This is a genomic window from Cutibacterium sp. LaCa_255, from assembly GCF_057458005.1.
In genome coordinates, this window is sequence record NZ_CP190956.1 from 1289606 (window position 1) to 1315715 (window position 26110).

At 60.1% G+C, this 26110-nt stretch carries 20 protein-coding genes and 1 pseudogene; 19 read left to right on the forward strand and 2 right to left on the reverse strand.

All coding sequences use genetic code 11. From position 1 onward, the window contains the following. Positions 1-26: 26 nt before the first annotated feature. The 7 genes from trpB to pbp4b all read left to right on the forward strand — a co-directional run bounded on the left by trpB (position 27) and on the right by pbp4b (position 11642). Positions 27-1283, forward strand: a complete 1257-nt coding sequence (gene trpB, locus ACP8ML_RS05780) for a tryptophan synthase subunit beta (protein WP_065672727.1) — start codon at positions 27-29, stop codon at positions 1281-1283. Further along, complete coding sequence (gene trpA, locus ACP8ML_RS05785) at positions 1280-2113, forward strand: tryptophan synthase subunit alpha (RefSeq protein ID WP_065672728.1); 834 nt, start codon at positions 1280-1282, stop codon at positions 2111-2113. The genes trpB and trpA overlap by 4 nt, the downstream gene beginning before the upstream one ends. Next, positions 2110-2949, forward strand: coding sequence for a prolipoprotein diacylglyceryl transferase (lgt, locus tag ACP8ML_RS05790; protein ID WP_065672729.1), 840 nt, complete (start codon positions 2110-2112; stop codon positions 2947-2949). Before trpA ends, lgt begins: the two co-directional genes overlap by 4 nt. Before the next feature lie 126 nt (positions 2950-3075). Beyond that, positions 3076-7599: a glutamate synthase large subunit gene (gene gltB / locus ACP8ML_RS05795; protein ID WP_065672730.1), complete on the forward strand. Its 4524-nt coding sequence runs from the start codon at positions 3076-3078 to the stop codon at positions 7597-7599. Then, entirely contained in the window at positions 7592-9064 is a 1473-nt protein-coding gene (locus ACP8ML_RS05800; RefSeq protein ID WP_065672731.1) for a glutamate synthase subunit beta, read from the forward strand. The genes gltB and ACP8ML_RS05800 overlap by 8 nt, the downstream gene beginning before the upstream one ends. 63 nt (positions 9065-9127) lie before the next feature. Then, a complete protein-coding gene (locus ACP8ML_RS05805; RefSeq protein ID WP_016667618.1) occupies positions 9128-9430 on the forward strand; it encodes a hypothetical protein in 303 nt (100 codons plus the stop codon). Between the two features lie 112 nt (positions 9431-9542). Then, complete coding sequence (gene pbp4b, locus ACP8ML_RS05810) at positions 9543-11642, forward strand: penicillin binding protein PBP4B (RefSeq protein ID WP_249361203.1); 2100 nt, start codon at positions 9543-9545, stop codon at positions 11640-11642. A gap of 69 nt (positions 11643-11711) precedes the next feature. Here the strand turns inward: pbp4b and ACP8ML_RS05815 are convergent, their stop codons facing one another. Then, positions 11712-12371 (reverse strand): HdeD family acid-resistance protein, encoded by a 660-nt coding sequence (locus ACP8ML_RS05815; RefSeq protein ID WP_065672732.1) that lies wholly within the window; start codon positions 12369-12371, stop codon positions 11712-11714. Between the two features lie 22 nt (positions 12372-12393). After that, a complete protein-coding gene (locus tag ACP8ML_RS05820; RefSeq protein WP_065672733.1) occupies positions 12394-13257 on the reverse strand; it encodes a MurR/RpiR family transcriptional regulator in 864 nt (287 codons plus the stop codon). A gap of 180 nt (positions 13258-13437) precedes the next feature. Here ACP8ML_RS05820 and murQ point away from each other — a divergent pair, with 180 nt between their 5' ends. The 12 genes and pseudogenes from murQ to hisD all read left to right on the forward strand — a co-directional run bounded on the left by murQ (position 13438) and on the right by hisD (position 26102). Continuing rightward, the gene (murQ, locus tag ACP8ML_RS05825; RefSeq protein ID WP_065672734.1) at positions 13438-14352 is read left to right on the forward strand and encodes an N-acetylmuramic acid 6-phosphate etherase; all 915 of its coding nucleotides are present in this window, start codon (positions 13438-13440) and stop codon (positions 14350-14352) included. Positions 14353-14368: 16 nt separating this feature from the next. Continuing rightward, positions 14369-14539, forward strand: a pseudogene (locus ACP8ML_RS05830) (PTS sugar transporter subunit IIB); the annotation flags it as partial. Positions 14540-14839: 300 nt separating this feature from the next. Beyond that, entirely contained in the window at positions 14840-15766 is a 927-nt protein-coding gene (locus tag ACP8ML_RS05835; RefSeq protein ID WP_081302571.1) for an N-acetylglucosamine kinase, read from the forward strand. A gap of 14 nt (positions 15767-15780) precedes the next feature. Then, positions 15781-16797 carry a Tat (twin-arginine translocation) pathway signal sequence gene (locus ACP8ML_RS05840; protein ID WP_065672736.1) on the forward strand — a complete coding sequence of 339 codons (1017 nt, stop codon included), beginning with the start codon at positions 15781-15783 and terminating at the stop codon, positions 16795-16797. Then, on the forward strand, positions 16794-18224 hold the full coding sequence (locus ACP8ML_RS05845; RefSeq protein ID WP_117189047.1) for a glycoside hydrolase family 1 protein: 1431 nt from the start codon (positions 16794-16796) through the stop codon (positions 18222-18224). Before ACP8ML_RS05840 ends, ACP8ML_RS05845 begins: the two co-directional genes overlap by 4 nt. Before the next feature lie 28 nt (positions 18225-18252). Further along, positions 18253-18564: a PTS sugar transporter subunit IIB gene (locus tag ACP8ML_RS05850; RefSeq protein ID WP_081302572.1), complete on the forward strand. Its 312-nt coding sequence runs from the start codon at positions 18253-18255 to the stop codon at positions 18562-18564. Beyond that, the gene (locus ACP8ML_RS05855) at positions 18561-19838 is read left to right on the forward strand and encodes a PTS sugar transporter subunit IIC (RefSeq protein ID WP_065672738.1); all 1278 of its coding nucleotides are present in this window, start codon (positions 18561-18563) and stop codon (positions 19836-19838) included. The genes ACP8ML_RS05850 and ACP8ML_RS05855 overlap by 4 nt, the downstream gene beginning before the upstream one ends. 49 nt (positions 19839-19887) lie before the next feature. Beyond that, a complete protein-coding gene (locus tag ACP8ML_RS05860; protein WP_065672869.1) occupies positions 19888-20208 on the forward strand; it encodes a PTS lactose/cellobiose transporter subunit IIA in 321 nt (106 codons plus the stop codon). A gap of 183 nt (positions 20209-20391) precedes the next feature. Next, positions 20392-20550 (forward strand): hypothetical protein, encoded by a 159-nt coding sequence (locus tag ACP8ML_RS05865; protein WP_171048554.1) that lies wholly within the window; start codon positions 20392-20394, stop codon positions 20548-20550. Positions 20551-20654: 104 nt separating this feature from the next. Then, positions 20655-24227 carry a DNA polymerase III subunit alpha gene (gene dnaE / locus ACP8ML_RS05870; protein ID WP_065672739.1) on the forward strand — a complete coding sequence of 1191 codons (3573 nt, stop codon included), beginning with the start codon at positions 20655-20657 and terminating at the stop codon, positions 24225-24227. After that, positions 24224-24778 carry a hypothetical protein gene (locus ACP8ML_RS05875; RefSeq protein ID WP_016667627.1) on the forward strand — a complete coding sequence of 185 codons (555 nt, stop codon included), beginning with the start codon at positions 24224-24226 and terminating at the stop codon, positions 24776-24778. Before dnaE ends, ACP8ML_RS05875 begins: the two co-directional genes overlap by 4 nt. A 4-nt stretch (positions 24779-24782) precedes the next feature. Further along, positions 24783-26102, forward strand: coding sequence for a histidinol dehydrogenase (gene hisD, locus ACP8ML_RS05880; RefSeq protein WP_065672740.1), 1320 nt, complete (start codon positions 24783-24785; stop codon positions 26100-26102). The last annotated feature ends 8 nt before the right edge of the window (positions 26103-26110 follow it).

Below are 26110 nucleotides of genomic sequence, written 5' to 3' on the forward strand. Positions count from 1 at the left end.
CCTGACATCCAACGGAAAGGACGACCATGTCCGCACGAGACCTGCCCGACGTCCACGGCCATTTCGACGCCTTCGGTGGCCGCTTCGTCCCGGAGGCACTTCAGGCTGCCCTCAACCAGCTTGAGAAGACCTTTGAGGCCGCCCTCGCTGACCCCGACTTCGACGCCGAGCTGGATGCACTGCGTCGTGACTACGCGGGACGCCCCTCCCCACTGACGGAGGCCCCCCGGTTCTCCGAGTACGTGGCCGAGCAGACCGGCCGCGAGGTGCGGGTCCTGCTCAAGCGTGAGGACCTCAACCACACCGGCTCGCACAAGATCAACAACGTGCTGGGGCAAGCGTTGCTGACCCGACGAATGGGCAAGCACCGCCTCATCGCCGAGACCGGTGCAGGTCAACACGGGGTGGCGACGGCCACCGTCGCCGCCATGATGGGCATGGAATGCCGGGTGTACATGGGCCAGGTCGACACCGAGCGTCAGGCTCTCAACGTCGCTCGTATGCAACTCCTGGGCGCTGAGGTCTTCGCCGTGGAAGCTGGCTCTCGTACCCTCAAGGACGCCATGAACGAGGCCATGCGCGACTGGGTCGCCCACGTTGACGACACCCATTACCTCATCGGCACCGCGTCTGGCCCGCATCCCTTCCCCAAGTTGGTGCGCGAGTTCCAGCGAGTCATCTCCGCTGAGGCGCGTCAGCAGTGTCTCGACCGCGCAGGGCGACTTCCGGACGCGGTTTGTGCCTGTGTTGGCGGCGGATCCAACGCCATCGGCTCCTTCGCCCAGTTCATCGATGACCCCGAGGTTCGCCTCTACGGATTCGAGGCTGGCGGTGACGGCCTCGAGACCGGACGTCACGCCGCGTCGATCACCGGAGGTTCGGTCGGCGTGCTGCACGGCACTCGCACCTACATCTTGCAGGACGCGGACGGTCAGACGATGGAGTCCCATTCTATCTCGGCCGGCCTGGACTACCCCGGTGTCGGTCCCGAGCACTCCTGGTTGGCCGCCAACAAGCGAGCCACCTATCTTCCCGTGAACGACCGCGACGCCATGAAGGCTCTGCGCACCCTCACCCAGACCGAGGGCATCATGCCCGCCATTGAGTCGGCTCACGCCGTGGCCGGCGTGCTGCGGATCGTCAAGGATCTGCCGGACCACGGCGGTGAGCCGCCGATCGTCATCGTCACCGTGTCGGGACGAGGGGACAAGGACGTCGACACCGCCCTCACCTGGTTCGACATCGACGGCAGTGTTGACGCCACCACCGGAGGTATGGAATGACCAGAAGTGCGAGTGCCTACCTGAAGGCCCGTGAGGAGAATCGTCCGGCCCTGGTTGGTTTCCTGCCGGTGGGGCACCCTTCGGTACCCGATTCTATCGACGCCATGAAGGCTCTCACGACCGGTACGACTGGTATCGGCGTCGATCTCGTCGAGATCGGGATGCCCTATTCCGACCCCATGATGGACGGGACCGTCATCCAGCACGCCACCACTCGAGCACTCGAGGGCGGGGTGCGCACTCGTGACACCCTGCTCGCTGCTGAGGCGGTGGCCGACACCGGCACCCCGTGTGTCGTCATGACCTACTGGAATCTCGTCGAGCACTACGGGGTTGACGCGTATGCCCGAGATCTGGCATCGGCCGGCGGGGCCGGGCTCATCACCCCTGACCTCACTCCTGACGAGGCGGAGGAGTGGATGGCGGCGTCGGAGGCCCATGGTCTGGACCGAGTCTTCCTGGTCGCCCCGTCCTCGACCGACGAGAGGCTGGCCTCCACCGTCGCCGCCTGCCGTGGCTGGGTCTACGCCACCTCCGTCATGGGGGTGACGGGAACTCGCGCCCAGACCTCCTCGGCCGCCCCCGAATTGGTGGCTCGCGTCAAGGCCGTCAATTCCGAGATTCCCGTCGGTGTCGGTCTGGGCGTCTCCAACGGTGACCAAGCAGCTGAGGTTGGTTCCTTCGCCGACGGTGTCATCGTCGGGTCCGCTCTTGTCCGCGCCCTCGTCGAGGCGGAGGAGCAGGGGGAGACTGCACACGTCGGTATCGACCGGATGCGCACCATCGTCGATGACCTGGTGTCCGGAGTGCGGCGGGCGCGACTCCAGTGAACCTGCTGTCGATCCCCAGCCCATCGGTCGAGGCCTTTCACCTCGGACCGCTGACGATTCACATTTACGCCCTGTGCATTCTGGCCGGAATCGTCATTGCCTACACCAGTGGCGAGCGTCGCTACCTCTCTCGAGGTGGTAAGCAGGAGCACTTCGAGGAGTTATGTGCCCTCGCGGTCGTCGCTGGCATCATCGGTGGGCGCCTGTACCACGTCATCACAGACCATCAGCTCTACTTCGGTCCCGGCCGTACCTGGTACCACTGCTTCTACATCTGGGAAGGCGGGCTCGGCATCTGGGGCGCCATCGCCCTGGGAGGCCTGGCGATCTGGCGGTACTGCCGCCACAAGGGGATCATGTTCGCCTCGGTGGCCGATTCCCTGGCACCGGGCATCCTGGCCGCTCAGGCCATCGGACGTCTCGGGAACTGGTTCAACCAGGAGCTCTTCGGCCGCCCGACGACCTTGCCATGGGGACTTGAGATCGACCTCGCCCATCGACCGGCGGGGTATCTGCAGTACGCAACCTTTCATCCCACCTTCTTGTACGAGTTGGTGTGGAGCTTGGCAGGGGCGGCGTTCCTGGTCTGGGCGGATCGTCGCTGGAAGCTCGACCATGGCCGTTTGTTCACCCTTTATGTCGTGGTCTACACCTTTGGTCGTTTCTGGGTGGAGCGGCTGCGCATCGATCCGGCCCATCACGTGGGACAATGGCGACTCAACGACGTCACCGCCCTGGTCGTCCTCACCGGCGCGGTCGTCATTCTGATCATCCTGCAGCGCCGGCATGGCAAGGATGACGAGCACAGCGGTCGCCCAGCAGCTCAAGCCCAGTGATTCTGCCGCGATGAGCCCACAACCCGGACAAATGTGTCAAGGCGTGGTCATCGTGTGACAGTCTGTCCCCGGGTCGGGTGTGGCTGCGCAATCGCAGCACACCTGTCTCCGTCGAAAGGAGTACCGATGATCTTCGGCCATCGCCCCCGACAGGGCCTCTACGACCCCCAGTTCGAGCACGATGCCTGCGGCGTGGCCTTCGTGGCCACCATGACAGGTGTGGCCAGCCACGAGATCGTCGAGCAAGGACTTGAGGCACTGCGCAATCTTGACCACCGTGGTGCCACTGGCGCTGATCCGGCCGCTGGCGACGGCGCAGGCATTCTCCTCCAGGTTCCGGACGCCTTCCTGCGACGGGTAGCCGGAATCCGCCTCCCGGAACCTGGGGCCTACGCCGTTGGCCTGGCGTTCATGCCCGTTGACGAGGCCAAACGTGCCCGCGCCCGCGCTGCCATCGAGCTCATCGCTGCGGACGAGGGCATCGAGGTGCTGGGATGGCGTGAGGTCCCGGTCCACACCCACACCCTTTCCAAGGTGTCCTTGGGCACCATGCCCCATTTCGAGCATCTCCTCATTCGTGCCCGTGACGGTCGTATTGGCATGGATCTGGAGCGGCTGGCCTTCGTGTTGCGGCGACGTGCCCAGCACGAGGCCGGGGTCTACTTCGCCTCTCTGTCCTCGCGGACCCTGGTCTACAAGGGGATGCTGACGACTAACCAGCTCGAGGAGGTCTTCCCCGAGCTCCACGACGCCGACCTGTCCAGCGCACTGGCCCTGGTCCACTCCCGGTTTTCGACGAACACCTTCCCGGCCTGGGAGTTGGCCCACCCGTACCGACTCATCGCCCACAACGGCGAGATCAACACGGTGCGCGGCAACCGCAACTGGATGCAGGCTCGTGAGGCCTTGCTGAAGTCCGACCTCATCCCAGGTGACCTGGCTCGGCTGTACCCCATTTGCACCCCGACCGGATCGGACTCGGCCTCCTTCGATGAGGTGCTCGAGTTGCTCCACCTGGGAGGACGCTCCCTGCCGCACGCCGTCCTCATGATGATTCCCGAGGCGTGGCAGAAGAACACCGAGATGACTCAGGAGCTGCGCGACTTCTACGAGTTCCACTCCTTCCTCATGGAGCCCTGGGACGGTCCGGCCTGCGTCACCTTCACCGATGGCAATCAGATCGGCGCAGTGCTTGACCGCAACGGTCTGCGTCCCGCCCGGTACTGGGTGACCGATGACGGACTGGTCGTCTTCGCGTCCGAGTCCGGTGTGCTCGACCTGCCGGCGGCCCACGTCGTCGAGAAGGGACGCCTCAAGCCCGGACGTATGTTCCTCGCCGATCTCTCGGAGCATCGCGTCGTTGACGATGCCGAGATCAAGACCCGACTGGCTTCTGCCAAGCCCTATGGAGAGTGGCTCGATCAGGGTCGCATCGACCTCGACGACCTGCCCGAGCGCACCCACATCGTTCACTCCCACGCGTCCGTCACCCGTCGTCAGCAGCTCTTCGGCTACACCTCCGAGGAGCTCAAGATGCTCATTGCCCCGATGGCGAACCAGGGGGCAGAGGCCACGGGAGCCATGGGTTCCGACACTCCGCTGGCTGTTCTGTCGAATCGGCCACAAATGTTGTGGGACTACTTCAGTCAGCTTTTCGCCCAGGTGACGAACCCGCCGCTGGACGCCGTTCGTGAGGAACTCGTCACCTCCCTGACAGGTACCATCGGTCCCGAGGCCAACCTGCTTGAACCCGGACCGGAGTCCTGCCGTCAGGTGGTCGTCAGATACCCGATCATCGACTCCGACCAGCTCGCCAAGATCGTCCACATCGATGCCGACGGTGAGCACCCGGACCGCAGGACCCATGTCGTCCGGGGACTCTTCTCCGTCGAGGAAGGCGGTGACGGGTTGCGACGTCGCATCGAGGAGATCCGGGCCGAGGTTTCCGAGGCCATCGCCGATGGAGCCACCATCATCGTGCTCTCGGACCGTCACGCTACCCGTGAGCTGGCCCCGATCCCGTCCCTGCTGCTCACCTCCGCCATCCACCACCATCTGGTTCGCGAGAAGACGCGTACCCAGGCCGGACTGGTCGTGGAGGCCGGTGACGTCCGAGAGGTCCACCACGTCGCACTTCTCATGGGCTATGGAGCCTCGGCGGTCAACCCCTACCTGCTCTTCGAGTCGGCTGAGGACATGGCCCGCCACGAGGTGTGGGTCTCGGCTGACCCTGAGATCGCCATCCACAACGTCTACAAGGCCCTCGGCAAAGGTGTCCTCAAGACGATGAGCAAGATGGGCGTCTCTACCATCCCCTCGTACACCGGTGCCCAGATCTTCGAAGCCACCGGCCTGTCCCAGGAGTTCATCGACGAGTACTTCACCGGGACGACCAGCCGTATCGAGGGAATCGGACTGACCGAGATCGCCGACGAGATCCTTGCTCGTCACCTCAGCGCCTACCCCGAAACCGGTGTACGTCTCGCCCACCGCACCCTCAAGCCCGGCGGTCACTACCAGTGGCGTCGGGAGGGAGAGGAACACCTCGTAGACCCGGAGTCGATCTTCCGGCTCCAGCTGGCGGCTCGCACCAACGACTACGCCCAGTTCCGCCGCTACACCGACCACATCAACGACAACTCCAGCCGACTCATGACCCTGCGGTCCCTGCTGGAGTTCCGCCACGATCGTCCGGCCGTGCCGCTGGAGGAGGTCGAGCCGGCCAGCGAGATCGTCAGGAGATTCTCCACCGGCGCCATGAGTTATGGCTCGATCTCCATGGAGGCCCACCAGACCCTGGCCATTGCCATGAACCGGATCGGCGGCAAGTCGAACACCGGTGAGGGTGGCGAGGATCCCGAGCGTCTCCACGATCCGGAGCGTCGATCGGCCATCAAGCAGGTGGCTTCCGGACGATTCGGCGTGACGAGCGAGTACCTTGTCAATGCCGATGACATCCAGATCAAGATGGCCCAGGGAGCCAAGCCCGGTGAGGGTGGCCAGCTCCCCGGACCGAAGGTCTACCCGTGGGTTGCGAAGACTCGCCACTCGACCCCAGGTGTCGGGCTCATCTCCCCGCCGCCTCACCACGACATCTACTCGATCGAGGATCTCAAGCAGCTCATCCACGACCTCAAGTGCGCCAATCCGCGGGCCCGGGTTCACGTCAAGTTGGTTGCCGAGACCGGAGTCGGCACGGTTGCTGCCGGTGTCTCGAAGGCCAAGGCCGACGTCGTGCTTATCTCGGGCCACGACGGCGGAACCGGCGCGGCTCCGCTGACCTCGATCAAGCACGCCGGTGGTCCCTGGGAGCTCGGCCTGGCCGAGGCCCAGCAGACCCTGCTTCTTAATGGCCTGCGGGATCGTATCGTCGTGCAGTGCGACGGTCAGCTCAAGACCGGACGAGACGTCGTCATCGCCGCCCTGCTGGGCGCCGAGGAATTCGGGTTCGCAACCACGGCGCTCATCGTCGAGGGATGCGTCATGATGCGCAAGTGCCACACCGACACCTGCCCGGTTGGCGTGGCGACCCAGAACCCTGAGCTACGCAAGAAGTTCGCCGGGGACCCTGACCACGTCGTCAACTTCATGATGATGATGGCCGAGCAGACTCGCGAGATCCTCGCCGAGCTGGGATTCCGCTCCATCGACGAAGCCGTGGGCCATGTCGAGGTCCTCGACACCCGTAAGGCCATCACCCACTGGAAGGCCAAGGGCCTCGACCTCTTACCGATCCTGCACCAGGTGGAACTGCCGGAGGGCACCCCGCTGCACCATGTCTGCGACCAGGACCACGACCTGGCTACGAGCCTGGACATGAAGCTCATCGACATGTGTGCCGATGCCCTCACCGACGGCACCCCGATTCGACGGGAGATCAGCATCCGCAACGTCGATCGCACGGTCGGCACGATGCTCGGCAGCCGGGTGACGGTGGCGACGAATGGCACGGGGCTTCCCGACAACACCATTGATCTCACCTTCACCGGTACCGCTGGTCAGAGCTTTGGTGCCTTCGTGCCACGCGGTATGACGATGAGGCTCGTCGGAGACGCCAACGACTACGTCGGCAAGGGATTGTCCGGTGGCCGGGTGATCGTCGCCCCGGCCCCGCAGGTGCCCTTCCGTCCCCGTGATCAGATCATCGCCGGAAACGTCGTCGGTTACGGCGCTACTTCCGGGCAGATCCTGCTGCGCGGCCAGGCGGGTGAGAGATTCTGTGTGCGCAACTCCGGAGCCACAGCGGTGGTCGAGGGGGTTGGCGACCACGGTTGTGAGTACATGACCGGGGGAGAGGCGCTCGTCCTCGGCTCCACCGGACGCAACTTCGCCGCCGGCATGTCGGGCGGGGTGGCATGGGTCCGCAATCTCGACGCCGACCGGCTCAACCCGGAGATGGTTGACGCCCTGCCGATGGAAGAGGCAGACGTCGATCGCGTCATCGAGCTGCTGACGCTGCACCAGACCGAGACCGGATCGACCCTCGCCGGAGAGATCCTGGCCGAAGGCCCGGAGTACATCCGAAACTCTTTCACCAAGGTGCAGCCGCGTGACTACGCCAAGATGATGAAGGCCATGGTCGAGGCCGAGGAACGCGGACTGGACGACAACGAGACGACCGAACTTCTCATGGAGGTGTCCCATGGCTGATCTGCACGGTTTCATGAAGGTGCCGCGACAGGAGGCAGAGCGTCGTCGGGTCGAGGAGCGCATCCATGACTGGAAGGAGGTCTACCCCGGAGGCCCCGGCCACGCCCTGTTGCCGATCATCACTGATCAGGCCAGTCGGTGCATGGACTGTGGTGTGCCGTTCTGCCACACCGGGTGCCCGCTGGGCAACCTCATCCCGGACTGGAACGACCTCATCTGGCGTGACGAGTGGCGCGAGGCACTGGAGTCTCTGCTGGCGACCAACAACTTCCCGGAGTTCACCGGTCGCCTGTGTCCGGCCCCCTGCGAGACTGCCTGCGTTGAGGGAATCAACCGTGACCCGGTGACGATCAAGAACGTCGAGGTCGCGATCATCGACAAGGCGTGGGAGGACCGTCGCGTCATTCCCATTGTCCCCGAGTGGCACTCCCTCAAGACGGCCGCCGTCGTCGGGTCCGGTCCTGCCGGTCTGGCAGCAGCCCAGCAGCTCACCCGCGCCGGCCACACCGTCGTTGTCTACGAGCGGGACGACGCCATTGGCGGCCTGCTGCGCTACGGCATCCCGGACTTCAAGATGGAGAAGTCGGTCCTGGATCGTCGTATCAAACAGATGGTGCTGGAAGGCACCGTCTTCAAGACGAACATCGAGATCGGCGTGGACATCACCGGCGAGCAGCTGCGCGAGCGGTTCGACGCCGTCGTCCTGGCCACCGGTGCCACCGTGCCGCGCATGCTGGACGCCCCGGGGATCGAGCTCGACGGTGTCTGTTACGCCATGGATTACCTCACCCAGCAGAACAAGGTGCTGGCTGGGATCGATGTTCCCGACCAGGTCCGCGCCGACGACAAGCACGTCGTCATCATCGGTGGGGGAGACACCGCCAATGACTGTGTTGGCACTGCGGTGCGTCAGGGGGCGGCATCGATCACCCAGCTGCAGTACAACCCCGAACCGCCGAAGGATCGTCCGGCCAATCAGCCGTGGCCGACCTATCCGCTCATCCTGCGTGTCTCCAGCTCTAATGAGGAGGGCGGCGAACGGATCTACTCGACCAACACCGTCGAGATCGTCAGCGATGACGGGGGCCACGTCAAGGCCGTCCGAGTGGTCTCGGGCCATCGTGACGAAAACCGGGTCTTCATCGCTGACGAGGGCAGTGAGCACGACCTTCCGGCCGATCTGGTCATCTTCGCGATGGGATTCGCCCACCCCGAGCATGATGGGGTCGTCCAGGAACTTGGACTGGAACTCGACGGTCGCGGAAACATCGTCCGGAACGACGCCTACGAGACCAACGTCCCCGGAGTCTTCGCCTGTGGTGACGCGGGTCGTGGTCAGTCCCTGGTGGTCTGGGCCATTGCGGAGGGACGGGCGGCGGCCAACGGTGTCGACGCGTATCTCATGGGTTCGCGGTCAGTGCTGCCGAAGCCGGTCAGACCCTCTGATCGCCAGATGATGGTCTGATCTCGACGGGAATGGAGCCTTGTGAGTTCGACAGGAGATACCGGGTGGGAGGAGACTGCTGGGATGAACGATGATCAGCAGGATCTCGATTCGGCGATTCATCACGCCAGGGTGCTGACGTGGGTGTGCGTCGCCCTTTTCGTGGTGCTTGACGTCGTCGGGCTGACGGCATCGAGCCAGAGCGATCCGCGCTTCGTGCTGGGCGCCTTCGGTGGGGCTGCATCCTTCCTGGGCATCATCGGCGCCGGGGTCTGGTGGGCCTATCTGGCCTCCCAGCGCAGGGCTCGGTCCTTGGATGACCGTCTCGATCACGAGCTTGGTATGGAGGACGAGCACGACGACCGTCGTGAACCACCCTCCGTCTAGTGTTCCGCTATGAATGACGCCCTGCGACGCAGAACCGTGTTGGGCGCCTCGATAGGCGCGATCATGGCCGCACCCCTGGCTGCCAGAGTCACCCGCGCCACGGCCTCCGGACATGGCCGACTTCACCATTCACCTCGTGGGGGCAGCAGCCTCGTGTCATGTCGAGGTGAAAAACCTCGATGGACACGTCCGCCGTTTCGCCACCACACCGAAGACCTGGTCCCGGGATGTCACCTTGTCGACCCTCTCCTGTCGCTTTGCAGCGCGCTCTGGTTCCGGGAGATGGCGCTGGATCGTCAGAGGTGACACCTCTGAGGTGTGGATCCTCCATGACGACAACTGCGAGGACCCGGCGACCTACGGCCGTGCCCTTTCAGTCCCCTCCTCAGCAGCGCGAGGGAACAGGATGAACGTCGATTGGCTGGCCAAGGCCTTCGGCTGGATCGTGACTCGTGGCCAGACCCCACTCGGCGGAGAAGCTGTCTCGCCAGCGGACCTGCTGTCGGTGCGGAGGGGTCGAGACCTCGACGTCTTCGACACCCGGCGCAACCTCTTCACGAGGAACTTTGACGACGAGTTCTTCCACGACAATCCCGAGATCATGATCGAGACCGTCGACGGGCAGATGTCTGACGGTCAATACTGGCTGAGTCTGGGAGCTGTGCGTCGGCTCTGGGACATCAGGGTCGTCCGCGTCGGCGGCCAGCTGCTCGCCCTGCAGCGGATTCACGTCGGGTATGACTCTTTGGTCACCAGTGGCGATGCCGAGTCCCTCGGCTTCGACAAGGGAAAACTCTCCGAGATCGGTACCTGGATTAATGACCAGGTGAAGCGTGGTTTCTCTGGTACGAGCGTGCTGGTAACCCGTCATGGTCAGGTCGCGTGGCGTCACCACGCGGGTCAGGCCCTCAAGTACTCCACCAAGGTGGTTGGCGGCTCGGTCCGTCCGGCCCACCTCCTCCCGGCCACCCAGCAAATTCCGGTGACGACGTCCACCCAGTTCGACATCGCCTCGAACACCAAGATGTATGCCGCCAATCTGGCCCTACAGATGCTCGTCAGTCAGGGACGCATTGATATGTCGAGACGGGTGTGCACCCTGCCTGGCTGGCAGGCCTTCCGAGACGAATCAACGGTCTACACGGGGTCGTGGACCGTAGGCGGATCAGGCGGTATCAAGGACAGGTACACCGGGAAGGACACCATCCGACTTATTGATCTCATGCATCACCGGGGCGGACTCATTCCGGATCCCCAGTACCCCAATGCCGAGGTCGCGGGCGATCTCTACCTGCAGAACCTTGACGATGTCGCGAATCGGGCGGAGGCGATTGACCGCATCTGTCGCACCCCGCTCATGCACGCTCCGCGCACCGAGCGGGCCTACAGCGACGTCGACTACATGATCCTCGGCCTCGTCGTCGAGCAGATCGTCGGTCAGCCACTGCATCAGTACCTTCAGGACGGGGTCTACCGGAGCCTCGGCCTGAGGCACACCGGATTCCGCCCGCTGGATCAGGGGGAGTCGCGCACGCTCATCGCCGCGACCGAACTCAATGGCAACACCCGTGACGGGAATGTCGATTTCGGTATCCTCCCCGATGGTCAGCCTGCTTTCATCCGTACCGAGACGGTGTGGGGCCGAGTCCAGGACGAGAAGGCCTTCTACACCATGTCCGGGGTCTCCGGACATGCCGGATTGTTCTCCACCGCGGACGACCTTGGGGTGTTGCTGCAGCTGATGTCCAACGAGGGCATCTATGACGGTCGGGAGTACTTCCGTCCCGACGTCCTGCGACATGTCCTCGTTCCTGACGATGACGACGCCACATATGGTCTGGGATGGCGCACGAACAAGTACTACTACTTCCACGGCGGGCCGAGCGTCGCCGCCTTCGGCCACACCGGGTGGACCGGAACGATCACGATGGTCGACCCGGTCCGGGACATCCAGATCGTCCTGTTGACGAACATGCGTCACAGTCCGGTCGTCGAACCACCGAATGGATTCGCCGCCGGTGCCTTCCCCCTGGCTGATTACGTCGGGCTCATCTCACAGGTGTACTCGGCCTTGTCCGAGGATGATCGGATTGCGCAGGTCACGGTTCCCGAGCGGTCCGCAGCGCATACTTCTACCCCGTCACCGACGAATCGTCCCGGCTCAGGGACATCTGATGGTCACCCGCGCGGTCTCCCGCATACCGGTGCATGATCCGGCTCAACACATGACACTGCGGCCCGGCTTGGAGGCCGGGCCGCAGCAGGTGCTCAGGGCCACTCGTCACTTGAGTTCGCGGTGGGGTGAGGTCTCCTGAGAGGTCGCGGGGGAATCGACGACCTCACCCTCGATGAGGGTATTGCGTGGATCTCGCCGTACTGCCGAGGAAATGGAGTTCGTGATCTTGTGGACACTCACTGCGATGGCGATGTTGGCAACGCCGTAGAGCAGGACGCCGATGGCCAGCAGCCAGCTCATGGCCACCACGCCGAATCCGGGGTGGACGAGGATGACGATGCCCAGCGCGAACAGTCCGATGCCGCCGCCGAGCATCCAGGCCCAGGCCTTCTCGGTGACGAACCTCATCGGCAGGGCAAAACCGGTCGCCGCAACGCCGAGGAGAACCAGCCAAACTCCGATGAGGATGGCGATGACGTGGAGTGAGAATCCAGGGTGGACGATGAGGACGAGGCCAATGATGATGCCGATAATGCCCCAAGCTCTCATGAACCCGGTGCCAACCATGCCGCGAAGAGCCTGAGCATTGATGAGAGTCATGACGGAGTCGACGATGGCGTAGACACCGACGATCACCACGAGGGCCTCCATGGTCTGGTGGGACCAGACGACAGCCATCACCGCCGCGATGATCGCGAGGATCCCCTTCGTGAGGGGAATCCACCAAATTGACTTCCAGGTCTTTGTCAGGGTCTGTGACGACATGACTCAAGTCTACGTGAGGACCTCAGGTCCGGTGAGTGCTGACTGCCGTTCGGGTGCTGGTCAGGTGGGTTTCAAGATCGTCCATGCACAGCTGAGCGACCCTGGCGAAGAGGAAGTCGATGACGGCCAACTGAGACATTCGGCTAGACATTGCTCCGGCCCGGACCTGGGTTTCGCGGGCTGGGGTGACGAGAACGTGATCCGACAGCTGCGCGACGGGGGACTGGGGCACTCCCGTCATGGCGACCGTCGTGGCACCGTGGGCCCGAGCCACGGTGAGAGCCTCGACGACTTCCTGGGTGCTACCGCTGAACGAGATTCCCACGGCGACGCACGCCTGTCCGCACAGTGCGGCATGGACGAGTTGGATGTGGGTGTCGTTGTGATGTTGGCAGACCAGACCGATGCGTTCCAGCTTCTGGGAGAGATCGTCGGCCACGAGCCCGCTGGAACCGACTCCGAAGAGGACGGTCCGCGGCGCGATGGAGATGGCGCTGGCCACGGCTTCGAGCTCTTCCGGGTCCACCGAGCGGGCGGTGTCCTCAATGGTGCGAGCCTCATGGAAGGCGATCTTGGAGATCATCTGTTCCAAGGTGTCGTCAAGCGAGATGGTGCCCTCGGCCACCGACGAGCGCTCCATCTCAATGCTGCGGCGAGACAGGTCACGGGCAAGCTCGGCACGCAATTCGCGATAACCCTTGAGCCCAAGGGCACGACAGAAGCGCACCACGGATGCAGGGGATACTCCGGCAGCCTCGGCGAGCTGGCTGGTTGATGCTTCGAGCGCCCAGTCCGGTTCAGCAAGGACCACTGCGGCAACCTGCGCCTCTGCCGGGCGCATGGTGGACCTGGCCATGTCAATGCGGGGCAACAGGCTGCCAGCCATATGAAAAGTCCTTCCATAAGTAGCAATTCTCGTGTAATATTGTTTCACACCGTCTGAACTGTTTGGTCCTGCTGCGGACCGTGGAAACACAGTGTGGTCTATGTGGCCCACACGGTTGTACAGAGGGCGTGGTTTCAAGACATGGAACCACGAAGTTTCGTCGTCGCAGGAGGCGAGTCCATGGACCATCTCACTAGGCTCACCACCACGGAGGGTCGGAATCCGGTCAGTGAGGGTCTTGACCAGCTGACGACCCTCGAGGTGCTTCGCGTCATGAATGATGAGGACCACCGTGTTCCTGATGCCGTCGCCCGGCAGCTTCCTGCCATTGCGGCGATCGTCGAGGCTGCGGTGGCGGGATTGTCGGCCGGTGGTCGGCTGATCTATGCCGGGGCGGGGACGAGTGGGCGGCTTGGGGTTCTCGACGCTGCCGAGTGCCCTCCCACCTTCAGCACACATCCCACCATGGTCGTCGGTCTCATTGCCGGTGGCCAGCAAGCCATGTTCCAGGCAGTTGAAGGAGCGGAGGACGACCAGGAGCGCGGGGCTGAGGAGATCAATGCCCTGCATCCCGGGCTCCACGACGTCGTCGTCGGGCTCGCTGCCTCCGGGCGCACCCCGTGGGTGATAGGAGCGGTGCGCGCCGCCAAGCAGGCCGGTGCCCACACGGCGTCAGTGTGTTGCAACCATGACGCCCTCATCAGTGACGAGGTCGATCTGCCCGTCGAGATCGACGCCGGCCCAGAGGTGCTCACCGGGTCGACCCGTCTGAAGGCCGGAACGGCACAAAAACTCGTCCTCAACATGATCTCCACGGCGACCATGGTCGGGCTCGGCAAGACTTACGGGAACCTCATGGTCGACGTCTCTCCGAGCAACGAGAAACTGCGGCAACGTGCTGTGTCCATCGTCGTGTCCGCGACGGGATGCACCCGGGACCAGGCCGTTATCGCCCTTCATGAGGCTGACGGTCACGCCAAGACGGCCATCGTCATGATCCTGCTGGACATGACGGCGGCACAAGCCCGAGAACGACTGACGACATCTGGCGGAGCGGTTCGCGCCGCTGTCGACGAGGACCATCCTCACAACTGAGTTTCAGGAGAACGTCATGGATTACAAAGAATGCGCGCAGAGAGTACTTGACTTGGTTGGTGGTCCTGGCAACGTCGAGTCGTTCACCATTTGCATGACCCGGTTGCGGCTCAACCTCGTCTCCCCACACGCTGCCGACGTTGAGGCCATCATGGGCCTCGACGGGGTGTTCAGTGAGGCTAGGGGATCGTTCCGGACTTTGCGTGAACAAGTGACTGTTGCACGACATCAACACGCTGGAAGCGTGGCTCTTCAGTGCTCTGAGTACTTGATTTCCGCGGGGTAGGTCGCGTTATTCAAAATTACCAGAATATCACCCCATGTGGTTTTGTGGATTCTAGAAAAGAGTCACAGTTGGATATCTTTGAGATAAGCGGAATTGTAGATAGAAATCAGTATTGAGAACAGAATAAAAATCAATCTTATATATTGACATATGTTTAATGTTTAATGCGGAACTATGACAGGCGCGAAAAAGAGTCTTGATATGAATTTCTTGGGTGTTGACATTGGTGGAACGAGTGTGAGATCCCTCGTCACCGACGCAGATGGAACAATACTGGGATATCAACGTGCTGCTCGTATCAGCCGACCGACGTTGTCGCAGGCTCTCAACGACTGCTTGACGGCCCTGTTAACCGAGTCTGCGGTCGGACGTGTGGAAGCAGCTGTCGTTGGGGCGGCTGGCGCAGGTCCGGCTGGTAACCGCCATGTTCGGGACAGTGTTGAGGAAGCGTTCCGCACTGCCGGTCTACGCGTCGCCCCTCGTGTGGCGACCGACATAGAAATCGCATATTGGTCAGCCGCAACATCGGGTGATGGTTCCATTCTTGCGGCAGGCACCGGAGCGATAGCCGGTCGTTTCTCGGAGTGGCACTGGGTTGATCGCCGAGACGGTGCCGGATGGTTGCTTGGCGACCATGGTTCCGGTTACTGGATCGGGAGAAAAGCCTTGAGAGCTGCCGCTGCAGACCTCGACGGACGAGGTCCTCACACCACCATTACTAGTGAAGTTGTCAACGCTCTTGGCTTGCCTGCCGGATGTAGTTTGCAGGACCTCATTGCTGAGACTAAAGAGCTCCGGCCGTCCGACGTGGCAGGTTTTGCGCCCATTGTTTTGTCTGCGAGCGACGACGAGACCGCGTCGTTCATCGTCGCTTGTGCAGCATCCGAACTAAGAGCAACTGTGAAAACCCTGAGCGCTAACCGTGTAATCCTGGCAGGAGGCTTGTTCGCCCCGAGAATTGACCACAACGGTGTGCGTCCCAACCCGTTACGGAGCATTGTTGAACAATCGTTGGGCGGGTGTATGTACGCAAGTCATCCGGTAGTTGGGGCATGTTGGGAGGCAGGGCGATCGAAAGGATTGGACCTCCCCAAACATGAAATTACGTCCCAATTAGAAATGCAGTAGGAGTTAAGGAAGGGATGACGATGAACGCTAGCGGTCCTATTATGGGAAGAAGGCTGATTCTGGGCACGTGTGTAGCGTCGGTGGCGGCGGCCATGAGTCCGGAGTTCACGTTGGAATCGAAAGCAGCGTGTAGAAAACCAACAACAATGTGGAAAGAATCCATGGAAGGCGCATTGAAGTGTTTTCCCGTGGGTGGTGGATATCACACAGGAAGAAATATTCCTCCAGGTTTCCAGCAAACCACTTGGGCGGGAATGGACCGCGCCGTTAACGTTTCGGAATCTGGGGTTGAGGTGAATCCACAGCTCGCAACGCCGTCGTTCTGTTCTTCGGCGGTCTATCTTCTGCTACTGAAGAGTATTGAAATGTACGAAAATGCTTGTGATCACGTTCTCCCACAGAAACAGTGGGAGTACCTGAAGCCTTACACCGTCGAGAATCGAGCGTACCCGATTCAAGCCGATGGAGTTGGTGCGTGGGGCCGAGCCAACGCGAATGGACCGGGCGTCGCTGAACTTGTTCGTGAATTGGGAATCGGAACCAACATGTACATCGGTACAGCAGATGAGTACAGAAACTCGTGCCACCGAAATTTTCTGTTCGACACTATTCACAAATTCGATTTCATGAAGATCTTCTGGAATGATGAGATAGGAAAAGATGAGTCTGGTCACATGGTGGTTGTTCTAGGAAAGTCTTGTGAGCGTGACCAGGATGGCAATACTATGAGCATCCTGCACTACTGGTCCTCCAATGGTTCACACACCGATATCAATGCAGGGTATGGAATTAAATCTGTTTCGGTGGATAAAATTCATCGGGCCGTCGTAACACGAATCGATCGGCCTTGGAAACTGTGGCACACCGAGGTGATGATGCCCGATGATGTGTGCGCACCCCTAGCTGAGATTGCTAAGGATCGGAGCATGACACCGGAAGAGATGAAACGGCTGGTGGATGCCAATAGCTTCTGGTTGATAAGGGGCCGGAGATCGTCGCATGATGCTGATGCGGATAGGAGCATGAGATGAACCGTATTCTGTGGGGTGGCGCTACTGCTGCTAGTCAGTATGAAGGTGGGCTCTGTGATGGGAAGGGGCTCGATACCCAAGACTGTCGTCGATGGATACCGCGGACGGCGAACGATACGGTGCAGACGCGTCTTCTCACTCAGGATGATGTCGAGAATGCAAAAGAAGCCCGTGCAGATGACGCCGTATACCCCTTTCGTGTCGGCTCGAGAGGCTACGAGCACTGGAAGTCTGATTTGCGCCAGATCATAGATCTTGGCTTAGACATATATCGACTATCAATTAGCTGGGCTCGTTTGTTCCCAACTGGGTTTGAAGATGAACCTAATCCAGTTGGTGTGGCATATTATGATCGTGTCATTCGTTGTCTTACTGATGCTGGTATCCGGATTTTTATTACGATTAATCATTATGCGCTCCCTCTTGCGATAGTCGACAAATACGGAGGATGGAAACATCGCGACGTCATCGACCTCTATCTAAAAATGGCGAAATATGTCGTTGATAGATGGGGTAGCGAGGTGGATTACTGGCTCCCTATTAATGAGATTAATGCCGGATATTTCAGCCCATTTAATGGACTGGGAATAATCGGCAATGATGATCATGTGTATGACTACAATTCTGTATTCAACGGTCTTCACTATCAAATGGTAGCGAGTGCACTAATAACAGAATATGGTCGCGATATAGGCGTGCCGGGAAAATTTGTCTGTATGGTGAGCTGCTTCGACTACTATGCTCTGCATCCCACCCCTGAAGACAACATGAAACTAGTTCATGACGAGCAGATCAATCAGTGGTGGTGTGCTGATGTGCTAGCAAATGGCGAATACGGGTATTACGCAGGTAGGTTTTTGTCTGAACATAATGTTGAACTGGACATTACTGAAGACGACCGCGACGCGATGAAATTGAATACATGTGATGTCGTGTCTTTTTCTTATTATTCATCTTCAATCTGCAGTGTGGATGAAAAGCGGGAACAAGTTCCGGGGAACTTGGTAGCTTCACTCAAAAATCCTAACCTTGAAGCCACTGCCTGGGGATGGCAGATAGACCCAATTGGGCTAAGGATTGCCGCCCATAAGGTGTACGACCGATATCGAAAGCCTGTGATGGTCGCCGAGAATGGGTTAGGCGCACGCGACAAAGTAAGTCCTGATAACCGAATTCATGATGATTACAGAATTTCATATCTCGAACACCATATGAACCAAGTTGAGTTGGCTGTACGGGAAGGCGTGGATGTCGAAGCATATTTTGTGTGGGGAATTATCGATATCGTGAGCGCTGGAAGCTGTGAAATGGAGAAACGATACGGCGTTATTTATGTTGATGCTGACAATGAAGGCCATGGTAGTTATAACAGGTTGCGGAAGGATAGCTACTACTGGCTTCATGATTTCATCGCAACCAGAAAGTAATTAAACCTACAATCAAGGAGTATCGGTTATGTCAAATGTGTTGCTGATTTGCTCTGGCGGCATGTCGAGTGCGATTGTGTTAAAGAATCTAGAAAAAGAATTTAACAAGATAGGTGAAAGCGTTCATGCCAAGGCTGTTGGATCTGGACAGGCGCAGGAAGAAATATCGACAGGAAATTGGGATTTGATTTTAGTCGCTCCCCAAGTAAGAAATAGAATGAAGGTTTTTCGAGAGTACGCCGAACAGTACGGAACTCCGATTTGTTCGATACCTCCGGTCGCCTATGGTCCGCTCGGAGGTTCGGAGCTAATTAAGACCGTCAAGGAACATTTAAGGTGATCGCAATGGAGAAGTTCTTTGACTTCTTGGACAGGCGTGTCGCTGGACCGATGTCCATGGTTTCTGAGCAGCGGCATATTCGAGCTATTCGCGACGGTGTTATTTCTGCTATACCGTTCATTATTGCGGGAAGTTTTGTCCTTATCATAGCTGCTCCGCCTGTGCCAGAAACTACCGGACTCGCTATTTGGGCGAAAGCGCATATCGACCAAATTCTAGTTCCATACCGCATGACCTTTGGGCTAATGTCGTTATATGTATGCTTCGGTGTCGGTTCAAGCCTCGCTCGGAGTTACGATCTTGATGGACTTGCTGGTGGTCAGTTGGGTGTTGCCGCATTTTTGCTAAGCCTGACTCCGAAAGCAATTGGTGATGGAGTCTTCTTGGATCTCGAGAGTCTGGGATCGCAAGGATTATTTCCGGCGATGATCTTGGCTCTATTAGCTGTTGAGGTGATGCGAGTATGCTACAAGCATAATTTAACCATTAGGATGCCTGAACAGGTGCCTGAATCAGTAAGCAAGTCTTTCGGGGCAGTAGTACCGGCTTTTACCATAATGGTTGTCATGGCACTGGTATCTGTCGTCCTAGGTATCGATATTATTGACATCGTACGGGTCGGGTTGGCTCCTCTGGTTACAGCAGGTGATTCGTTGCCTGGTGTATTAGTGCCGGCGTTTTTGGTAGTGTTTCTGTGGTTTTTTGGTATTAGCGGTGATTCGGTAGTCGGATCAGTTGCCCGGCCGATTTGGTTGCAGTACCTCAGCGATAATGCGAGCGCAGTTGCCGTGGGCTCTCCCGCTCCACACATCGCACCGGAGACCTTTTTTCAGTGGTTTGTGTCGATAGGCGGTTCCGGCGCGACAATAGGGCTAGTGATTTCTGGGTTTTTAGTTGGGAAGGCGAAATATACAAAATCTATAACACGAGCAGTAGCGGTTCCTGCTCTGTTTAATATTAGCGAACCGATCATGTTTGGGCTTCCGGTTATGATGAATCCCTTTTTCGTCATTCCGTTTCTTCTGGCCCCTTTGATTCTTTGTCTGGTGTCATGGTGTGCATTTAGTTGGGGGTTGGTGAGCTATATGGCAGTGCAGCCTCCATGGACGCTTCCTGCTCCGATAGGCGCTTTTTTGGCAACCGGTGGCGACTGGCGAAGTATTGTGCTTTGCCTGTTGAACATTTTGATTGCTACTGTGATTTATTATCCATTCATGAGGATGTATGACAGGAGTCAACTGAAGAAAGAAGAGCTCGAAGAGCCTAACGAATAATTTGTCCTGTTGCTAGGAGATTGTGATGCGTCAAGACGAAGAATTTGAAATGAAGGATATTGAAGCCTCTATTTTTGAAATAATTACTAATGCTGGTTCGGCTCGGTCGTTGCTGTATGACGCTCTTGATAAGGCTCACGCCGGAGAATTTTCGGAGAGTGAAAAATGTATGATCGACGCAGAAAAATACTTGAAGACTGCTCATGATGTTCAGACTGAACTCATCACTCGAGATCTGAATGGGTCACTGCCGATGTCACTTCTTCTTGTTCATGCTCAGGATCAAATCATGACGACCATGACTGAACAGTCCCTTATTGAGCAAATGATTCGACTTATTCGGCTTGTGCAGATGGGCAAAGAATTGTGAATTCCTGATTATCCAGGATCTGAGCCTCGGCTTACTCAACGTCCGTACATGAGGTTAAGGGCTGCCTGCTGGGCTGACCAGCATTGCGGGCAGCATCATGAGAAGCGGGTACGGAAGCGTGAGTCTTTTCGTGACGCCCCCAACGCCGGGTGCCACAGGGCCAGATCCCTCCAGATGGACACCGTGGGGAGATATCGCGGTGAGGTTCACCTCATGGTGCATGACGACAGGCTTGACGGGGACTTCGTCAGGGTTGGTGAGATTGCTGGTCCGTACACGGATCTGGTGCCCCAGTTGGCCGGTGGGATGCAGGTTGACTTCGTCGTTCGCCGCCCGACGTGAGTGGTCGGGTCGCTCCGGTCGGTGGTGCGGACTAGTCTGTCCGAGTCAGCATCACCCAGGGCCGGAGTGACCGCCATTCCGGTCGGTTCGTGAAAGGACTGTCCGTGGCCCGATCCGACTTCGTCCACCTTCACACTCACACTGAGTACTCGATGCTGGATGGTGCTGCCAGCAACGAGAAGCTCTTTGCCGAGGTGGCTCGTCAGGGCATGCCGGCGGTCGCCATGACCGACCACGGCAACATGTTCGGTGCCTACGAGTTCTTCCAGATCTCCAAGAAGTACGACGGAGACCAGAATCCGCTGGTCAAACCGATCATCGGTATCGAGGCCTATGTCGCCCCGAGTACTCGTATGTCCCGGGTCCAGGAATTCTGGGGAACCTCCCGTGACGCAGGTGATCCGGACGCCGAGGGTGGCAAGGACGTCTCCGGAGGTGGTCGGTACACCCACATGACGATGTGGGCCAAGGACCCGGAGGGGCTTCACAACCTGTTCCGGCTGTCCTCCCTGGCCTCTTACGAGGGCTATTACATGAAGCCCCGCATGGACCGCGAACTGATGTCCAAGTACCCCGGTGGCATCATTGCCTCCACCGGATGTCCGTCGGGTGAGGTGCAGACCCGACTGCGTCTGGGGCAGTTCGAGGAAGCCTGCCAGGCCGCGGCCGCCTACCAGGACATCTTCGGCAAGGAGAACTACTTCTGCGAGTTGATGGACCATGGTGTCCCGATCGAGAAGCAGGTGCGATCCGACTTGCTGAGGCTGGCCAAGAGGCTGGACATTCCTCTGCTGGTCACCAATGACTCGCACTACGTCACCGAGGACCAGGCTGACGCCCATGACTCCCTGCTGTGCGTCGGTGTGGGGCGTAACAAGGATGATCCGAACCGCTTCCGCTTCAATGGTTCGGGCTACTACATCAAGTCCTCTGACGAGATGAGGGCGCTGTTCCCGGATCATCCCGAGGCCTGCGACAACACCCTGCTGCTGACCGAGATGATCGGGTCCTACGACGAGGTCTTCAATCACGTCGACCGGATGCCGCAGTTCGACGTCCCGGAGGGGGAGACGCAGGAGTCCTGGCTTCGTAAGAAGCTTCAGGAGGGCATGGATGAGAAGTTCGGTCCGAATCCGCCCAAGGAGGTCGTCGACCGCCTCGAGACAGAGCTCTCGGTCATTGAGCCGCTGGGATTCTCCTCCTACTTCCTCGTCGTCTCCGACATATGCAATGCGGCGCGCTCCATGGGCGTGCCGGTCGGGCCGGGTCGTGGATCGGCTGCCGGTTCCCTCGTCGCCTATCTGACGGGCATCATCGCCATCAATCCGCTGGAACACGGATTGCTGTTCGAGAGGTTCCTCAACCCGGAACGCGTCAACCCGCCCGACATCGACCTCGACTTCGACGATCGTCAGCGTGACAAGGTCATCGATTACGTCACCCACAAGTACGGGGCGGAGTACACCAGCCAGGTCAACACCTTCGGCAAGATCAAGGCCAAGGCTGCCGTCAAGGACGCTAATCGTATTCTCGGCTATCCCTTCGCCCTTGGAGACAAGATCACCAAGGCCATGCCCCCGGACGTTATGGGCAAGGGAGTGCCGCTGAGCAAGATCTTCGATCCTTCCCACGAGAGGTATGGCGAGGGCCAGGAGTTCCGCCAGCTGGTTGCCGACAATCCTGACGTCGCTAAGGTTGTCGAGACGGCGAAGGGTCTCGAGGGATTGATCCGCGGTACCGGTGTGCACGCATGTGCCTTCATCCTGTCCAGCGCTCCGCTGCTCGACCTGGTGCCGATGCACAGGCGAGACAAGGACGGCATGATCATCGCCGGCTTCGCCTACCCCCAGCTCGAGGAGATGGGGCTCATGAAGATGGACTTCCTGGGCCTGCGAAACCTCGGCATCATGGATCACTGTATCAAGATCATCAAGGAGAACCGGGGGATCGACGTCGATCTCAAGGATCTTGCCCTTGATGACGAGAACACCTACGAGATGCTGGCCCGAGGCGACACATTGGGCGTCTTCCAGCTCGATGGCACGGCCATGCGATCCCTGCTGCGTCTCATGGGACCAACCTGCTTCGATGACATCGTCGCCGTGTTGGCCCTGTACCGACCGGGCCCGATGGGTGCCAATGCACACATCTCATATGCCCAGCGCAAGAACAACCGAGAACCGATCATCCCGATCCATCCCGAACTCAAGGAGGACCTCGACGAGATCCTTGCTCCCACGTACCACCTCATCGTGTACCAGGAGCAGATCATGTCGATCGCCCGGAAGCTCGCTGGCTACACCCTGGGTGGCGCTGACCTTCTGCGTCGTGCCATGGGCAAGAAGAAGAAGCACATCCTGGAGGAGAACTTCATCCCCTTCCAGGCTGGCATGCGTGAACACGGGTACTCCGACGATGCCATCCAGACCCTGTGGGACGTCATGGTCCCCTTCGCCGGATACGCCTTCAACAAGTCCCATGCTGCCGGTTACGGACTGGTCTCCTACTGGACGGCCTATCTCAAGGCCAATTACCCGGCCGAGTACGGAGCCGCCCTGCTGACCAGCGTCGGTGACGACAAGGACAAGATGGCGATGTACCTGGCCGACATGCGGTCCCAGCACATCAATGTCCTGCCTCCCGACGTCAACGCCTCCTCGCTGGAGTTCACCGCTGTCGGTGAGGACATCAGGTTCGGCCTGGGAGCTGTCCGCAATGTCGGTGCCAACGCCGTCGCGGAGATCATCCGGGCCCGTGAGGAGAATGGCCCGGCCACCGATTTCTTCAGCTTCCTTGACCAGGTCAGCCTGACGGTGTGCAACAAGAGGCTCATTGAGTCCCTCATCAAGGCTGGTGCCTTCGATTCCATGGGCCATTCCCGACGCGGCCTGATGGCGGTCTACGAGCAGGCCGTCGATGCCGTCATCGACATCAAGCGCCACCAGGCCAATGGTCAGGACGACCTCTTCGGCATGGGGGACGATTCCGAACCCACCCAGCTGGGTGTCGAGAGGGTGGTTCCGGAGGACGACTGGGACCGCAGCACCAAGCTCGCCTTCGAGCGCGAGATGTTGGGTCTGTACGTCTCCGATCACCCGCTGCGAGGCCTGGAAGCTGCTCTGGAGGCCGAATCAGACATCTCGGTGGCCGAACTCGTCAACCCTGAAGGCCATCACGAGGGGCGCTACACCATTGCAGGTATGGTCACCCAGATCGTCCGACGTACCACCAAGAACGGTGACATCTGGGCCTCTATCACGCTGGAGGACCTCGGCGCCTCCATCACTATTGCCTGTTTCCCGAAGGTGTACCAGCGCGTGGAGCCGCTATTGGCCGTAGACAGCATCCTCAAGGTGCGCGGATTCGTCCGGGAACGTGACGAGACCGTCGAGATGTCGGCCAATGACGTCTGGCTGCTGGACCTCACCGATGCCGGCAATGCACCCATGACGATTGATCTACGTCGCGGACGATGCAACCGGGGCACCATCGAGGGCCTGCGGGGAGTGCTACGCAACCACCCGGGTAGCTCCGAGGTGAGACTGCGACTCCTCGACGGAAAGGTGACGACCACCTTCCGGCTTGCCGATGAACTCAAGGTCACCACTGGCCAGCCGCTGATGGCCGACCTCAAGGCCCTGCTCGGCCCCTCATGCATCCCCAGGAGGCAGTCATGAACGAGACGATCCGTGCCCACGGTCTCGCGATTCTGCGGTCGAGCTTGCTCGTCGTGGGGGTGGGCATCGTCCTGGGCGGACTGGCTGCTCCGATATGGCACTCCATGGTGACCCTGCCGACTTACACGGTGGGATCCGATGGTGCGGCATCGACAACGGAGAAGGGCCTCACCCAGGTCTTTTCGACCGACGCCGTGTACTGCCTCGTGGGCCTGATCGTCGGACTGATCATCGGCTTCCTGAGCTGGGTTCTGATGCGCCGTCGTGGTGCGTGGGGAGTACTGGCTGCCGGGGTGTCGTCCTGTCTGTCTGCCCTGGCCTGCTGGTGGGTAGGGGTACTCATCGGCCCGGACTCCTTCGCCGAGCGCATTGTTGCGGCCAAGACGGGTGAGGTCGTTCCGGTTGATTTTGCCCTCCACACCTGGGTGTCGGTGCTGGTCTGGTTGCTCGCAGCAATGATCCCGATGCTTATTGCATCCTTGGTGACGGCCCGGCGTCGCTCTCCGCGGACTGGACGCTCCGAACCGGCGACTGAGGCTTCATTAGACTGACGGTGTGCTGAGAATCGTCGATCTGACCCGTGAGACCACTGGCGACCTGCGTCGCGCCGTGCCGCGCGCTGACTTTGATGTCAATGCCGCGATGGCGGCGATCATCCCTGTCTGTACTGCGGTCAAGGACCGTGGCGCCGAGGCACTGCGTGAATACAGCGAGAAGTTCGACCATGTGGTTCCGGATCATCTGAGGGTTCCGGCTGAGGCCCTGGTCGAGGCGGCTGCCAATCTTGACGACACCTTGCGTCAGGCGTTCACCGAGTCCATTCGTCGACGTCGTCAGGTGTGCCGGGAGGTCGAGGTGGAAACCTCGCCGGCGCCGGTCGAGGTGGCTGCCGGTGCTCGTGTGAGTCAGCGCATCGTCCCCGTAGGCCGAGTGGGGCTCTACGTCCCTGGCGGATTTGCCCCGTTGGCCTCCTCGGTCATCATGAATGTCGTCCCGGCCCAGGAAGCCGGCGTTGCGTCGATCGCGGTGGCGTCCCCACCGCAGGCTGAGTTCGGTGGCCTGCCGCACCCCAACATCCTCGCTTTGTGTCACCTGCTCGGGGTTGACGAGGTCTATGCCGTCGGCGGCGCCCAGGCCATCGCCATGTTCGCCCACGGTGTCGAGGGCTCTGATGAGGCCGATTCCTGCCCGCGGGTCGACATGGTCACCGGACCGGGCAACATCTATGTCGTTGCTGCCAAGCGCTACCTGCGTGGCACCGTCGGCATCGACTCGGAGGCTGGTCCGACCGAGATTGCCATCCTGGCCGACAAGACCGCTGATCCACGTCACGTTGCTGCCGACCTCATGAGCCAAGCCGAACACGACACGCTCGCCGCCGCTGTTCTCGTCACCGATTCCACCGAGCTGGCCGACGCCGTGGAGAAGGAGTTGGCCCCCATGGTCGAGGCCACCTTGCACTCCGAGCGGATCCGTACCTCACTGACCTCCGAGCAGTCGGCCATAGTCATGGTGCGCGACATCGACCAAGGCCTTGAGGTTGTCAATGCCTATGCCGCCGAGCACCTGGAAATCCAGACGGCTGATGCCGCCGCGGTGGCAGCGCGAGTCCACAACGCCGGTGCCATATTCGTCGGTCCTTGGTCCCCGGTCTCCCTGGGTGACTACTCGGCCGGATCCACCCACGTGCTGCCGACGGCAGGTGCTGCCTGCCATTCCTCGGGATTGTCGGTGCGTTCGTTCATGAGAGCTGTCCACGTCATTGACTACACCGAGGACGCCCTGCTCGACCTTGCCGATTCCGTCGAGAACTTCGCCCTGGCCGAGAACCTGCCCGGTCATGCCAATGCCATCACCGTGAGGAGGCCGCGATGACCCAGCGT

Bases quoted from the DNA above. Each gene is read 5' to 3' on its own strand.
- trpB (WP_065672727.1), top strand. From the start codon at position 27: ATGTCCGCACGAGACCTGCCCGACGTCCACGGCCATTTCGACGCCTTC.
- trpA (WP_065672728.1), top strand. From the start codon at position 1,280: ATGACCAGAAGTGCGAGTGCCTACCTGAAGGCCCGTGAGGAGAATCGT.
- gltB (WP_065672730.1), top strand. From the start codon at position 3,076: ATGATCTTCGGCCATCGCCCCCGACAGGGCCTCTACGACCCCCAGTTC.
- ACP8ML_RS05800 (WP_065672731.1), top strand. From the start codon at position 7,592: ATGGCTGATCTGCACGGTTTCATGAAGGTGCCGCGACAGGAGGCAGAG.
- ACP8ML_RS05805 (WP_016667618.1), top strand. From the start codon at position 9,128: ATGAACGATGATCAGCAGGATCTCGATTCGGCGATTCATCACGCCAGG.
- pbp4b (WP_249361203.1), top strand. From the start codon at position 9,543: ATGGCCGACTTCACCATTCACCTCGTGGGGGCAGCAGCCTCGTGTCAT.
- ACP8ML_RS05815 (WP_065672732.1), bottom strand. From the start codon at position 12,371: ATGTCGTCACAGACCCTGACAAAGACCTGGAAGTCAATTTGGTGGATT.
- ACP8ML_RS05820 (WP_065672733.1), bottom strand. From the start codon at position 13,257: ATGGCTGGCAGCCTGTTGCCCCGCATTGACATGGCCAGGTCCACCATG.
- murQ (WP_065672734.1), top strand. From the start codon at position 13,438: ATGGACCATCTCACTAGGCTCACCACCACGGAGGGTCGGAATCCGGTC.
- ACP8ML_RS05835 (WP_081302571.1), top strand. From the start codon at position 14,840: ATGAATTTCTTGGGTGTTGACATTGGTGGAACGAGTGTGAGATCCCTC.
- ACP8ML_RS05840 (WP_065672736.1), top strand. From the start codon at position 15,781: ATGACGATGAACGCTAGCGGTCCTATTATGGGAAGAAGGCTGATTCTG.
- ACP8ML_RS05845 (WP_117189047.1), top strand. From the start codon at position 16,794: ATGAACCGTATTCTGTGGGGTGGCGCTACTGCTGCTAGTCAGTATGAA.
- ACP8ML_RS05850 (WP_081302572.1), top strand. From the start codon at position 18,253: ATGTCAAATGTGTTGCTGATTTGCTCTGGCGGCATGTCGAGTGCGATT.
- ACP8ML_RS05860 (WP_065672869.1), top strand. From the start codon at position 19,888: ATGAAGGATATTGAAGCCTCTATTTTTGAAATAATTACTAATGCTGGT.
- ACP8ML_RS05875 (WP_016667627.1), top strand. From the start codon at position 24,224: ATGAACGAGACGATCCGTGCCCACGGTCTCGCGATTCTGCGGTCGAGC.